Origin of the sequence: Rhodoferax sp. (assembly GCF_028714215.1) — a bacterium.
In the GTDB taxonomy this organism is placed as follows: Bacteria; Pseudomonadota; Gammaproteobacteria; order Burkholderiales; family Burkholderiaceae_C; genus Rhodoferax.
This window is the reverse complement of sequence record NZ_JAQTMS010000053.1, coordinates 22,683-35,277: the sequence shown is the minus strand read 5'-3', so window position 1 is coordinate 35,277 and position 12,595 is coordinate 22,683. Positions and strand designations below refer to the sequence as shown.

At 60.7% G+C, this 12,595-nt stretch carries 12 protein-coding genes; 9 read left to right on the top strand and 3 right to left on the bottom strand.

Annotation, left to right across the window (positions count from 1 at the left end):
• The 4 genes from ispH to PHS32_RS19375 all read left to right on the top strand — a co-directional run.
• Window positions 1–694, top strand: a 694-nt coding sequence (ispH, locus tag PHS32_RS19390; protein WP_301080757.1) for a 4-hydroxy-3-methylbut-2-enyl diphosphate reductase, incomplete at its 5' end; no start/stop codon positions are given.
• Window positions 687–1,652, top strand: a complete 966-nt coding sequence (locus PHS32_RS19385) for a threonine/serine dehydratase (RefSeq protein ID WP_301080756.1) — start codon at window positions 687–689, stop codon at window positions 1,650–1,652. The genes ispH and PHS32_RS19385, both read left to right, overlap by 8 nt.
• A 36-nt stretch (window positions 1,653–1,688) precedes the next feature.
• A complete protein-coding gene (serS, locus tag PHS32_RS19380; protein ID WP_301080755.1) occupies window positions 1,689–3,026 on the top strand; it encodes a serine--tRNA ligase in 1,338 nt (445 codons plus the stop codon).
• A gap of 158 nt (window positions 3,027–3,184) precedes the next feature.
• A complete protein-coding gene (locus PHS32_RS19375) occupies window positions 3,185–3,985 on the top strand; it encodes a class I SAM-dependent methyltransferase (RefSeq protein WP_301080754.1) in 801 nt (266 codons plus the stop codon).
• Between the two features lie 93 nt (window positions 3,986–4,078).
• Here the strand turns inward: PHS32_RS19375 and rpmG are convergent, their stop codons facing one another.
• The 3 genes from rpmG to trxB all read right to left on the bottom strand — a co-directional run bounded on the left by rpmG (window position 4,079) and on the right by trxB (window position 5,592).
• Complete coding sequence (gene rpmG, locus PHS32_RS19370) at window positions 4,079–4,249, bottom strand: 50S ribosomal protein L33 (protein WP_011465453.1); 171 nt, start codon at window positions 4,247–4,249, stop codon at window positions 4,079–4,081.
• 18 nt (window positions 4,250–4,267) lie between these two features.
• Entirely contained in the window at window positions 4,268–4,501 is a 234-nt protein-coding gene (rpmB, locus tag PHS32_RS19365; RefSeq protein ID WP_301080753.1) for a 50S ribosomal protein L28, read from the bottom strand.
• A gap of 140 nt (window positions 4,502–4,641) precedes the next feature.
• Window positions 4,642–5,592: a thioredoxin-disulfide reductase gene (gene trxB / locus PHS32_RS19360; RefSeq protein WP_301080752.1), complete on the bottom strand. Its 951-nt coding sequence runs from the start codon at window positions 5,590–5,592 to the stop codon at window positions 4,642–4,644.
• A gap of 52 nt (window positions 5,593–5,644) precedes the next feature.
• Between trxB and PHS32_RS19355 the strand changes: the two genes are divergently transcribed.
• The 5 genes from PHS32_RS19355 to PHS32_RS19335 all read left to right on the top strand — a co-directional run bounded on the left by PHS32_RS19355 (window position 5,645) and on the right by PHS32_RS19335 (window position 12,581).
• A complete protein-coding gene (locus tag PHS32_RS19355; RefSeq protein WP_301080751.1) occupies window positions 5,645–7,999 on the top strand; it encodes a DNA translocase FtsK in 2,355 nt (784 codons plus the stop codon).
• 8 nt (window positions 8,000–8,007) lie between these two features.
• Window positions 8,008–8,643, top strand: coding sequence for an outer membrane lipoprotein chaperone LolA (lolA, locus tag PHS32_RS19350; RefSeq protein WP_301080750.1), 636 nt, complete (start codon window positions 8,008–8,010; stop codon window positions 8,641–8,643).
• A gap of 394 nt (window positions 8,644–9,037) precedes the next feature.
• Window positions 9,038–10,327: a replication-associated recombination protein A gene (locus PHS32_RS19345; RefSeq protein ID WP_301080748.1), complete on the top strand. Its 1,290-nt coding sequence runs from the start codon at window positions 9,038–9,040 to the stop codon at window positions 10,325–10,327.
• A gap of 233 nt (window positions 10,328–10,560) precedes the next feature.
• Window positions 10,561–11,490, top strand: coding sequence for a branched-chain amino acid ABC transporter permease (locus PHS32_RS19340; RefSeq protein ID WP_301080747.1), 930 nt, complete (start codon window positions 10,561–10,563; stop codon window positions 11,488–11,490).
• A gap of 8 nt (window positions 11,491–11,498) precedes the next feature.
• Window positions 11,499–12,581, top strand: a complete 1,083-nt coding sequence (locus PHS32_RS19335; protein ID WP_301080746.1) for an ABC transporter ATP-binding protein — start codon at window positions 11,499–11,501, stop codon at window positions 12,579–12,581.
• Window positions 12,582–12,595 lie beyond the last annotated feature (14 nt).

The window sequence follows — 12,595 nt, the reverse complement described above, 5'->3', positions numbered from 1 at the left end:
CCGGGTCTTTGATGCCACCTGCCCCCTGGTGACCAAGGTCCACGTGGAAGTAGCCAAGCTGCACAAGGAGGGCTTTGAATTCATCGTGATTGGCCACAAGGGACATCCCGAAGTGGAGGGCACCATGGGCCAGTTGGAGAGCGGCATTCACTTGGTGGAAGAAGTGGCCGACGTGGCGCGCCTGCTGCCGGCCCAGACTGCCAGGCTGGCGGTGGTCACGCAAACCACGCTCAGCGTGGACGACGCGGCCGAGATCGCGGCCGCCGTCAAGGCGCGCTTCCCGAAGGTGCGTGAACCGAAACAACAGGATATTTGCTACGCCACGCAGAACCGGCAGGACGCCGTGAAGATGATGAGCCGGCAGGTCGATGTGGTGATCGTGGTCGGCAGCCCCACCAGTTCCAATAGCAACCGTTTGGCCGAGTTGGCGCGCAAACTCGGCACCGAAAGCCACATGGTGGACAGCGCCGATGAATTGCAGGCGGCGTGGTTCGAAGGGCGTCAGCGCGTCGGGCTGACGGCCGGGGCATCGGCTCCCGAAATCCTGGTGAACCAGGTGATCGCCCGCATCAAGGCCATGGGTGCGGTATCGGTGCGCAAGATGATGGGCATCGAGGAAACGGTGAAGTTTCCGCTGCCCAAAGGTTTGAAACTCGACGCGGTTGGGCGAAATCAGGGCAAGTGCGATGAATAGCCCGGTCATCGATCGCTCGGATATGGAGGGCGCCTTGCAACGGCTGAGTGCTGGCGGCAGCCACTTGTTACGCCAGACGCCGCTCTTCAAGCTGAGTGGCAAGGCGCTCGGTCTGAACTGCGGGGAAGTCTGGCTCAAACTCGAACAACTCCAGGTGGGCGGCAGCTTCAAGGCGCGCGGCATGCTCAACCGCATGCTGTCACACGCCATTCCGGCCAGCGGCGTGATCATCGCCTCGGGCGGCAATGCCGGCATTGCGACCGCGGCCGCGGCGCAATCGCTGGGCGTTCCCTGTGAGGTGTTTGTGCCGTTGGTTGCCAGTGAGGCCAAGCGGTCCAGGCTGCGCCAGCTCGGTGCCACGGTGGTGGTCACGGGTACTGCGTATGCGCAGGCCCAGGAGGCCTGCCTGACGCGCCAGCGTGCTACCGGCGCCTTGCTGATGCATGCCTATGACCAGGTCGAGGTGGTCGCTGGTGCCGCCACCTTGGCGGCTGAGATCGAGGCGCAGGCCGGGCTGCCCGACAGCGTGCTGGTCAGCGTGGGCGGCGGCGGTTTGATTGGCGGCATCGCGGCCTGGTTTGAAGAGCGGGTCCGGGTGGTGGCGCTGGAGCCGGCCCTGGCACCGACCTTGTTTCAGGCGCGAGCGGCCGGGCAACCGGTGGATGTGGCGGTGAGCGGCCTCGCGGCCGATTCACTGGGCGCCAAACGGATTGGCGACATCAGCTGGCAGGTCACCCAGCGCCATGTCAAGGACGCCCTGTTGCTGAGTGACGAGGCGATACGCCGTGCCCAGTTGTGGCTCTGGACCGAGTTCAAGCTGGCGGTGGAGCCGGCTGCCGCACTGGGTCTGGCAGCCTTGCAATCCGGCGCCTACCGGCCAGGCGCGCAGGAGACGGTATGCCTGATCCTGTGCGGCGCCAATCTCGATCCGGCTACGCTATCGGCCAGCCCGCCATAACAACGGACTGGTGAATTCAAAAACTACAATGGCAGCATGTTAGACATTACCCTTCTCCGAAAAGATCTCGACTCGGCCATAGCGCGCCTGGAGACGCGCAAAAAGCCGCAGCCCTTCCTCAATGTGGAGACCTTCAGGGCGCTGGAGACCGAACGCAAAACCATTCAGATGCGCACCGAGGAATTGCAGGGCCGGCGCAACAGCCTGAGCAAGCAAATCGGCTTGCTCAAGGCCAAGGGCCAGTCCGGGCAGAGCGAGGTGGACGCCGTGATGGCCGAAGTGGCAGGTCTCAAGGCCGAGCTGGAAGCCTCGGCCAGCCGGCTGGACCAGATTCAGAACGATTTGCAGGGTCTGCTGCTGGCGGTGCCGAACCTGCCGCACGAGAGCGTGCCGCTGGGCGCCGATGAACATGGCAACGTGGTGGTGCGTACCTGGGGTACGCCCAAGACTTATGGCTTCGAGGTGAAAGACCACGTCGACCTGGGTACGCCGTTGGGGTTGGATTTCGAGCTGGGCGTCAAGTTGACCGGTGCCCGCTTTACCGTCATGAAGGGGCCGATTGCCCGGCTGCACCGGGCGCTGGCCCAATTCATGCTGGATGTGCAAACCCAGGAGCACGGCTACACCGAGTGCTACACGCCTTACATCGTGAACGGCGATACGCTGCGCGGTACCGGTCAGTTGCCCAAGTTCGAGTGCGACCTGTTTGCCGCCAAAAAAGGTGGGCAAGAGGGGGAAGTGCAACCGGACAACACGGCGCTCTACCTGATCCCCACCAGCGAGGTGACGCTGACCAATTTTGTGCGCGATGAGGTTGTCGCCGAGGCCACCTTGCCGATCAAGCTGACCGCCCATACGCCGTGCTTTCGCTCCGAGGCCGGCAGTGCCGGGCGCGACACCCGCGGCCTGATTCGCCAGCACCAGTTCGACAAGGTCGAGATGGTGCAAATCGTGCATCCCGACAAGAGCTACGAGGCCCTGGAGGCGATGGTGGGCCACGCCGAAGCAATTCTGCAAAAGCTCGGTTTGCCTTACCGTGTGATGGCTTTGTGCACCGGCGACATGGGTTTTGGTGCCAGCAAGACCTATGACCTGGAGGTCTGGCTGCCGGCACAAAACACCTTCCGCGAAATCAGCTCGGTGTCCAACTGCGAAGCCTTCCAGGCACGCCGCCTGCAAGCCCGCTTCAAGAATGCGCAGGGCAAGAACGAGCTGGTCCACACCCTCAACGGCTCCGGTCTGGCGGTCGGGCGCGCGCTGGTGGCGGTGCTGGAGAATTACCAGAATGCCGACGGTTCGATCACGGTGCCGCAGGTACTGCGGAACTACCTGGGTGGTCAGACGGTTCTGGCTGTGCCGGCAGTGAATGCTTAGCGTCGCGCGTGCCGCCGTCAATGGTGTTGAACATTGTCCTGAATCAAGGTTTTACCTTAAGTTTTCAGGACTCTCCGAGAGATAATGAGCCCTGTGTGATGCAGGGCAGTCTTCGGGCGCGCTGAATCCCGTGCCCTTATGAATTGCAAAGGAAGATCATGCCTGCCTGGTTCCTGTATACCGTCTTTTCGCTCTTTTTCGTTCTTGCCGCTACCGCACTTTTCTTTTTCACGGTGACCCGTGGCGCCTTGATCATGCGTGGCGTCATGGCCGGTTCGCCGGACGACGCGGCACACGTCTACCCGATTTATTCCAATATGCGGCTGATCCGGATGATCGATTTTCAGCCCATCATTGCCGCCATTCTGCTGTTTCAATATGACCGCCTGGTGTCGGCCATTACCCATGGCTTGCAAAACATGAATTTGCGCGGCAAGAACGTACTGATCACTTCCTGTGCCTTTGGCAACGTGATCCCGCGGGTCGTGACGGCGGCGATCGATACCGGTGCGCGGCGGGTGCTGATTGCCGACATCATCAAGAACGAACTCGATCATGCGCAGGGCAAGCTGCTGGAGCATGCCGGGAAAATCGAGTTTCTGGAAGAGAACGCCACGGCCATGAAACAAGGCGACGGCACGGTGGCCGCCAATGTGATCTTTTTTCTGCTGCACGAACTGCCGCACCACCTTAAGGGCCAGGCCTTGAAAGAAGCGACCCGGGTGTTGGCACCCGGCGGCAAGCTCTATCTGGCCGAGTTTCACAAGCCCGACCTGTGGGTGCTGCGGGCACTGAGCTGGACTTACTTCAAGGTCTTCGAACCCTTGGGTCTGGCGCTCTGGGATACCCATGACCCGCTGAAGCAACTGGAGGCCTTGGGCGGTTTTAGCTGCGAGCGCCGCACCGTTTTCTTCGGCAACTTCCAGATCATTGTGGCCACCAAGGACCTTCCCGCCTGAGACCTGGATTTTTGGCTGCGGGGCTACTTCAGCTCCGGTCGGCCATAAAAAAACCCGGCATCAGGCCGGGTTTTTTATCGGTGGAACTGAAGATTACTTCAGCTTCATTTCCTTGTAGTCGACATGCTTGCGAGCTTTGGGATCAAATTTCTTGATCAACATCTTCTCGGGCATGGTCTTCTTGTTCTTGCTGGTGGTGTAGAAGTGACCGGTGCCAGCAGTCGATTCAAGCTTGATTTTTTCGCGTCCGCCTTTGGTTGCCATGATGATTCCTTTGATTGGTTAGGCTTGACCGCGTGCGCGCAGGTCTGCGAGTACGGAATCGATGCCGTTCTTATCGATCATACGCAATCCTGCGTTGGAAATCCGCAGGCGAATCCAGCGGTTTTCGGTCTCGACCCAGAACCGGCGGTATTGCAGGTTGGGCAGGAACCGACGTTTGGTTTTGTTGTTGGCGTGGGAAACCTTGTTCCCGACCATCGGGCCTTTGCCCGTGACTTCACATACGCGTGCCATATGGACACTCCAGAGAAAATTAACAGCTTTCGCCGCACCTCGCCACACTGCTGCATGGCGGTAAAGAGATTTGCCGACCACCCCAAGCCTCGCATGGAAAGGACTGGGGTACGCCGGAAAAGCCCTCAATTATAGCGGCTTCAGCCCTGCTCCAGAAAACGTTGTGCATCCAGGGCTGCCATGCAACCGGTGCCGGCACTGGTGATGGCCTGGCGGTAGACGTGGTCCTGCACGTCGCCGGCGGCAAAAATGCCGGGGACACTGGTCATGGTCGCGAAACCCTTGAGTCCGCCCTGGGTGACGATGTAGCCGCCCGCCATGTCGAGCTGACCCTGGAATATTTCGGTGTTGGGCGCATGGCCAATGGCAATGAAGCAGCCTTGAACGGCCAGTTCTTCGGTCCGGCCGGTGTTGACATTCTTCAAGCGCACGCCGGTGACGCCACTCTTGTCACCCAGCACCTCATCCAGGGTGGAAAAGGTCTTCAGTTCAATCTTGCCGGAGGCCACCTTTTCCATCAGCTTGTCGATCATGATGGGCTCGGCCCGGAACTTGTCGCGGCGATGAATCAGGATCACTTTGCTGGCGATGTTGGACAAATAGAGAGCCTCTTCGACGGCGGTATTGCCGCCACCGACCACGCTGCAGACCTGGTCGCGGTAGAAAAAACCGTCGCAGGTGGCGCAGCCGGACACGCCGCGCCCCATGAACGCGGTTTCGGAGGGCAGTCCCAGGTATTTGGCCGACGCGCCGGTGGCGATGACGAGGGCGTCGCAGCTGTACTCGCCACTGTCGCCCTTGAGCGTGAAGGGACGTTTCTGGAAATCGACCGCATGGATGTGATCGAACACGATTTCGGTCTTGAAACGTTCGGCGTGCGCCAGAAAACGCTGCATCAATTCCGGTCCCTGCACGCCATCGACGTCAGCCGGCCAGTTGTCGACTTCGGTTGTGGTCATCAATTGGCCGCCTTGCGCGATGCCCGTGATCAGCAACGGGTTCAAGTTGGCGCGAGCGGCGTAAATGGCTGCCGTGTAGCCGGCTGGGCCGGAACCGAGGATCAAAACCCGGGCATGTCTGGTAGTTGACATCGTAAAAGCTTTCTTAGAAAAACAGCATCTGCCGTGTACAGTTACGCATAGTATGACTTATTCAATCAACACTTTGAACTCTGCCCGCGCCGCCGACACGCCTGCTCGCTCCGGCTGGCGGCGTTTTGCCGACGAACTGGGCTTGCTGGCTGGCATTCTGTTGTTGATTTTCTGGATTCTGGCACTGCTTAGTTACTCACCGCAGGACGCCGCTTGGTCAACTTCGGGTGCTGGTGGCACGACACTTAACTGGGCTGGCCGACCCGGCGCGTGGGCAGCCGATGGCAGTTATTTTTTATTGGGATTTTCCGTCTGGTGGTGCTTGGCGGCCGGCCTGCGCCGCTGGCTTTCCAGTCTGGCGCGCTATTTGCGGGCGCGTGATTTGCTGGCGGCACAGGCCGAAGGCGCTGCCTCGCGGGCCAGCGGATTGCGGTCCAGCCGTGCCGCCTTCTGGTGTGGTCTGGCACTGTTGCTGTGTGCCAGCGCCGCCCTGGAGTGGTCACGCCTGTACAGCCTGGAAGTCCGCTTGCCAGGCTACAGCGGTGGCGTTTTGGGATATTTTGTTGGTCCGCTGAGCGTCAAGTGGCTGGGTTTTGAAGTCTCCGCGCTGCTGGCCATCGCCCTGGGACTTGGCGGAGCCGCGCTGGTGTTCGGCTTTTCCTGGGCCCAGGTGTCCGAGCGCCTGGGTGCCCGGCTTTATTCCCTGCTTGAATCCCGGCGCGAGAAGCGGGAACTGGAACAGGATATTGCCCTGGGGCAGCAGGCGGCGCGGGAACGTGAAGAGATCGTGATAGAGGAGCAGCGCCAGGAGGTCACCGAGTCGCACCCCCCCCCGGTTCTCAGGATCGAGCCGGTGCTGGCGGATGCGCCCAAGAGCGCGCGGGTCGCCAAGGAACGGCAAAAACCCTTGTTTACGGAACTGCCCGACAGCCGCTTGCCACAGGTTGACCTGCTGGATGGGGCGCTGTTGCGCCAGGAGACGGTGGCGCCCGAGACGCTGGAGATGACCAGTCGCATGATCGAGAAGCGGTTGAAGGATTTCGGCGTCGAGGTTCGGGTGGTGCTGGCGCAACCCGGGCCTGTCATCACACGCTACGAGATCGAACCCGCCGTTGGCGTCAAGGGCTCGCAAATCGTTGGGCTGGCGAAAGATCTGGCGCGCTCGCTCAGTCTGGTGTCGATTCGTGTAGTCGAGACGATTCCCGGTAAAAACCACATGGCACTGGAGTTGCCTAATGCCAAGCGCCAGTCCATCAAGTTGTCCGAGATTTTGGGCTCGCAAATTTACAACGAGGCCAAGTCCATGCTGACCCTGGGCCTGGGCAAAGACATCATCGGCAACCCGGTGGTGGCGGATCTGGCCAAGATGCCCCACGTGCTGGTGGCCGGAACCACCGGCTCCGGCAAATCGGTCGGCATCAATGCCATGATCCTCAGCCTGTTGTACAAGGCCGAGGCCAGCGACGTGCGGTTTTTGATGATCGACCCGAAGATGCTGGAAATGTCGTTCTACGAGGGTATTCCGCACTTGCTGGCGCCGGTCGTGACCGATATGAAAAAAGCGGCCTACGGCCTGAGCTGGTGCGTTGCCGAAATGGAGCGCCGCTACAAATTGCTGAGCAAGTTGGGGGTGCGCAACCTGGCCGGCTACAACGCCAAGATTGACGAGGCCAAGGCGCGCGGCGAATTCATTTCCAACCCGTTCAGCCTGACGCCTGAGGCGCCCGAGCCGCTGAAGCGCGAGCCGCATATCGTGGTGGTGATTGACGAACTGGCCGATTTGATGATGGTGATCGGCAAGAAGATCGAAGAATTGATCGCCCGTCTGGCGCAAAAAGCGCGTGCCGCCGGCATTCATCTGATCCTGGCGACCCAGCGCCCCAGCGTGGACGTGATCACCGGACTGATCAAGGCCAACATCCCGACGCGCATCGCTTTTCAGGTCAGCAGCAAGATCGACAGCCGCACCATCCTGGATCAAATGGGCGCCGAAGCCCTGCTGGGCATGGGCGACATGCTCTACATGCCCAGCGGCACCGGCTTGCCGATACGCGTGCACGGGGCTTTCGTCAGCGACGACGAAGTGCACCGCGTCGTCAATTACCTCAAGTCCCAGGGTGAGCCCAACTACATCGAAGGTGTCTTGGAAGGTGGCACGGCCGATGGCGAGGGCGATTTGATGGGCGAGGGCGGCGCCGGTGCCGGCGAGAAGGACCCGCTGTATGACCAAGCCGTGGAGGTGGTTCTAAAGAACCGCAAGGCCAGCATTTCGCTGGTACAGCGGCACCTCAAGATCGGCTACAACCGGGCTGCCCGGCTGGTCGAAGACATGGAAAAAGCCGGTCTGGTAAGCAGCATGAGCAGCAGCGGCCAGCGCGACATTCTGGTACCGGTACGGGCCGATTGAGGGTTGCCATGAAACGATTTGTTTTTGCTTTTGTGTTGCTGGCGGCGTGCGCACTCCCGGCTTCGGCGAGCGGCCTGGCAAGCCTGGAAACCTTCGTCAAGACGGTCAAGAGCGGGCGCGCCGACTTCACCCAGGTGGTGACGGCACCGGCCAGGGAAGGACAGGCGACACGCAGCAAAACCTCCAGCGGCAGCTTCGAGTTTTCGCGGCCCAGCCGGTTCAAGTTTGTCTACCGCAAACCGTTTGAGCAAACCATAGTCGCCGACGGCCAGACGCTGTGGCTGTACGACGTGGATTTGAACCAGGTGACGGCGCGCAAACAGTCGCAGGTGCTGGCTTCCACGCCCGCCGCCCTGATTGCGTCGGCGCCCGATTTGAAGGCGCTACAGCTTGACTTCACACTGGCCGATGCGCCGAGCAAGGACGGGCTGGAGTGGGTTCTGGCCAGCCCCAAGGCCAGGGACAGCCAGTTGCAAAGCATCGCGGTCGGCCTGCGTGGCGGTGAACTGGTGGTGCTCGAAATTCTGGACAGCTTTGGTCAGCGTTCGGTGCTGACATTCAGCAGCTTCGAAGCCAACCCCTTGCTGCCAGGCAAGACCTTTGAGTTCAAAGCGCCTGCCGGGGCGGATGTGATCAGGCAGTGAGTACTGAGCAGGCGCTGGTCACCGGCTTGGCGGCTGTGGCTTGCAGGAGATGGGCTGGCGAGTGCTGGTTGAAATCGAATAAGAAGACAAAAACGCAAATTGAGCGTCAATGCGGGTGACCTCATTGCAGCGAAGCCGAATTGGAAACTCGGCGCATCGACAACTGATGAAGGTGGGTGGTGGGGTTCGCGGGCGCAGGCCCCATTCGCGATGAGTTGCTGTGGGACGTTCCTGCCAAGTGCTTGTTGCACGGACGGTGGTGCGTCCGGCAATGATTGCCGCGAGCGTGGGCCGTAGAACGCGAACCACGCCGCCCGCCTGGAGCCGCTTATCCAGCAGCATTACCCAGCGGCAGTCTTCTGCGTTGCCTGCCGGTGCGCCACAATAGGGCCAGATGAACCCCCCTCCCTCCAATCATCAACCGCTGGCCGAGCGCTTGCGACCCAAGACACTGGCTGAAGTGGTCGGCCAGCAGCAACTGCTGGGCGAGGGCATGGCGCTGCGCCTGGCGTTTGAATCCGGTCAACCGCACAGTTGCATCCTGTGGGGACCGCCGGGCACCGGCAAAACCACCATCGCGCGCCTGATGGCCGATGCCTTCGATGCGCAGTTCATCAACATCGGCGCCGTGCTGGGCGGCGTCAAGGACATTCGCGAGGCGGTGGAAAAAGCGCAACTGGCGCAGCAGCAGGGTCGGCGCACGATTGTCTTTGTCGACGAGGTGCACCGTTTCAACAAAAGCCAGCAGGACGCTTTCTTGCCGCATGTCGAGAGTGGCCTCTTTACCTTCATCGGCGCCACCACCGAGAACCCGTCGTTTGAAGTCAACTCGGCTTTGCTCTCCAGGGCGGCAGTCTATGTGCTGCAACCCCTGTCGAACGCCGACCTGGAACAAATCATCGCCAGAGCGCTGGCCGCGAAAGCGTTGCCGGAGATTGAAAAAGATGCAGTGGAGCGCCTGATTGCTTTCGCCGATGGCGACGCCCGGCGCCTGCTCAACACGCTGGAGACGCTGGCGGTGGCGGCAACTCAGGAAAAGCTGGACCAGATCACCGATGTCTGGCTGCTCAAGGTGCTGGGCGAGCGCTTGCGCCGCTATGACAAGGGCGGCGAGCAGTTCTACGACACGATTTCAGCCTTGCACAAATCGGTGCGTGGCAGCGACCCGGATGCCGCGCTGTACTGGTTGGTGCGCATGCTCGACGGCGGCGCCGACCCGCGTTATCTGGCCCGCCGCATGGTGCGCATGGCCAGCGAGGATATCGGCCTGGCCGATCCGCGGGCCTTGCGGCTGGCGCTGGACGCGGCCGAGGTGTATGAGCGCCTGGGCACGCCGGAGGGCGAATTGGCGTTGGCCGAGTGCGTCGTCTACCTGGCCGTGGCCGCCAAATCGAATGCCATTTACAAGGCTTTCAACGAAGCCAAGGCTTTTGTCAAGCAGGACGGCACCCGACCGGTGCCCATGCACTTGCGCAACGCCCCGACCAAGCTCATGAAACAACTGGACTACGGCAAGGGTTACCGCTACGCGCATGACGAGGACGGTGGTTTTGCGGCGGGCGAGCGCTATTTGCCCGATGGCATGGCGGCGCCTGGCTTTTACCGCCCGGTTGAGCGCGGGCTGGAAATCAGAATTGCGGACAAGCTGCGTCAGCTCAAAATCTTGAACAATCAAAGTAATTGATGCCCCGCAATACTTGCTGATGTAGCTTCAACGCGAGGGTAAACCCCGCCTGTGTTGAGGCCGCCAACGGGGTGTCCCTTGGCTACAATCGCGTCCACTGATCTGCCAGTGTCGCTACTCCCGGGGGCGATGTTGGCGGGTTTATTGCTAGAGAACTGGTAGAGCTCACAAGGCGGCGCCGCTCGTCAGCCATAAGCTGATTTCCAAGCGCTGACCAAAAATCGGAGAAGTTTATGGAAACCTTCATACAGCAGATCATCAATGGTCTGGTGTTGGGCAGTATGTATGCCCTGGTAGCGCTGGGCTACACCATGGTATACGGCATCATCGGCCTGATCAATTTTGCCCATGGCGAAGTGCTGATGGTCGGCGCGTTGACCAGTTGGTCGATCATTGGACTGATGAAAGACGCCATGCCTGGCACGCCCGGCTGGCTGGTGCTCCTGATCTCCCTGGTCATTGCCTGTGTGGTGGCGGCCGTGCTCAATTTTGTGATTGAAAAAGTGGCTTACCGGCCACTGCGCAACAGCCCCAAACTGGCGCCCCTGATCACCGCCATCGGCATGTCCTTGCTGCTGCAGACGCTGGCCATGATCATCTGGAAACCCAACTACAAACCCTATCCTACCCTGCTGCCCAGCACACCGTTTGATGTCGGCGGTGCCGTCATTACGCCAACCCAAGTGCTGATTCTGGGAATGACCGCGGTCTCGCTGGCGGTGCTGATGTGGCTGGTGAATTACACCCGCATGGGGCGCGCCATGCGGGCCACCGCCGAGAATCCACGGGTGGCGGCGCTGATGGGTGTCAAGCCGGACGTGGTGATCTCCGCCACCTTTGTGATTGGCGCGGTGCTGGCCGCCATTGCGGGCGTGATGTGGGCGGCCAACTATGGCACGGTGCAGCACGCCATGGGTTTTTTGCCGGGTCTGAAAGCCTTCACGGCGGCGGTCTTTGGTGGCATCGGCAATTTGGCCGGCGCCGTGATCGGCGGCATCCTGCTGGGCCTGATCGAATCCCTGGGCGCTGGCTATATCGGCGCCTGGACGGGTGGTGTGCTGGGCAGCCAGTACTCGGATATTTTCGCTTTCATAGTTTTGATCTTCGTACTGACGCTGCGGCCCTCCGGCCTGCTGGGTGAGCGGGTGGCGGATCGAGCCTAAGGACTGTTATGAAGCAACAACACAAAATCATTGTCTTCCTGCTGACGGCGGCTGCCTTGCTGATCCTGCCCTTGATTCTGCAGGTTTTTGGCAACGCCTGGGTTCGCATTGCCGACATGGCGCTGCTTTATGTCTTGCTGGCCCTGGGGCTCAATATTGTGGTGGGTTACGCCGGCTTGCTCGATCTGGGCTACGTCGCCTTCTTTGCCATCGGCGCCTACATGTATGGCCTGCTGGCATCGCCACACCTGACCGAGACCTTCCCCTTCTTTGCCGCCATGTTTCCCGATGGCATGCACATGCCTTTGTGGGTCGTGGTCCCGGTCGGGGCGGGGCTTGCCGGTTTCTTCGGTGTGCTGCTGGGCGCCCCGACGCTGCGCTTACGCGGCGACTACCTGGCCATTGTCACCCTGGGCTTTGGTGAAATCATCCGCGTGTTCATGAACAATCTGGATCAACCCATCAATATCACCAACGGGCCCAAGGGCATGGGGCAGATTGACTCCTTGAGCTTCTTTGGCTTGAACCTGGGCAAGAACATCACGGTGGGCGGTTTCGAACTGGCTTCCGTGTCTCTTTACTACTATTGGTTTCTGGCCCTGGTTCTGTTCAGCATCCTGATTTCCCATCGGCTGCAACTGTCGCGGGTTGGTCGTGCCTGGATGGCGATTCGTGAGGACGAAATCGCGGCCAAGGCGATGGGCATCAATACCCGTAACCTGAAATTGCTGGCGTTCGGCATGGGCGCCACTTTTGGCGGCGTCTCGGGCGCCATGTTTGCGTCCTTTCAGGGCTTTATTTCACCCGAGTCCTTCAGTCTGATGGAGTCGATCATGATCGTTGCGATGGTGGTGCTGGGGGGCATTGGGCATCTGCCGGGCGTCATTCTCGGTGCCGTGCTGTTGTCGGCTTTGCCGGAAGTGCTGCGCTATGTCGCCGGTCCTTTGCAGGCCATGACCGACGGGCGTCTGGATTCGGCGATCTTGCGTCAACTGCTGATTGCCTTGGCCATGATCTTCATCATGCTGTCGCGGCCACGCGGTTTGTGGCCCTCGCCGGACCACGGCAAGTCGCTCCAGAACGGCAAATGAAACCTCCTGGGACA

Excerpts from the sequence above, each read along its gene's own strand:
- PHS32_RS19385 (WP_301080756.1), top strand. The coding sequence starts at position 687 with ATGAATAGCCCGGTCATCGATCGCTCGGATATGGAGGGCGCCTTGCAA.
- serS (WP_301080755.1), top strand. The coding sequence starts at position 1,689 with ATGTTAGACATTACCCTTCTCCGAAAAGATCTCGACTCGGCCATAGCG.
- PHS32_RS19375 (WP_301080754.1), top strand. The coding sequence starts at position 3,185 with ATGCCTGCCTGGTTCCTGTATACCGTCTTTTCGCTCTTTTTCGTTCTT.
- rpmG (WP_011465453.1), bottom strand. The coding sequence starts at position 4,249 with ATGGCAACCAAAGGCGGACGCGAAAAAATCAAGCTTGAATCGACTGCT.
- rpmB (WP_301080753.1), bottom strand. The coding sequence starts at position 4,501 with ATGGCACGCGTATGTGAAGTCACGGGCAAAGGCCCGATGGTCGGGAAC.
- trxB (WP_301080752.1), bottom strand. The coding sequence starts at position 5,592 with ATGTCAACTACCAGACATGCCCGGGTTTTGATCCTCGGTTCCGGCCCA.
- PHS32_RS19355 (WP_301080751.1), top strand. The coding sequence starts at position 5,645 with ATGACTTATTCAATCAACACTTTGAACTCTGCCCGCGCCGCCGACACG.
- lolA (WP_301080750.1), top strand. The coding sequence starts at position 8,008 with ATGAAACGATTTGTTTTTGCTTTTGTGTTGCTGGCGGCGTGCGCACTC.
- PHS32_RS19345 (WP_301080748.1), top strand. The coding sequence starts at position 9,038 with ATGAACCCCCCTCCCTCCAATCATCAACCGCTGGCCGAGCGCTTGCGA.
- PHS32_RS19340 (WP_301080747.1), top strand. The coding sequence starts at position 10,561 with ATGGAAACCTTCATACAGCAGATCATCAATGGTCTGGTGTTGGGCAGT.
- PHS32_RS19335 (WP_301080746.1), top strand. The coding sequence starts at position 11,499 with ATGAAGCAACAACACAAAATCATTGTCTTCCTGCTGACGGCGGCTGCC.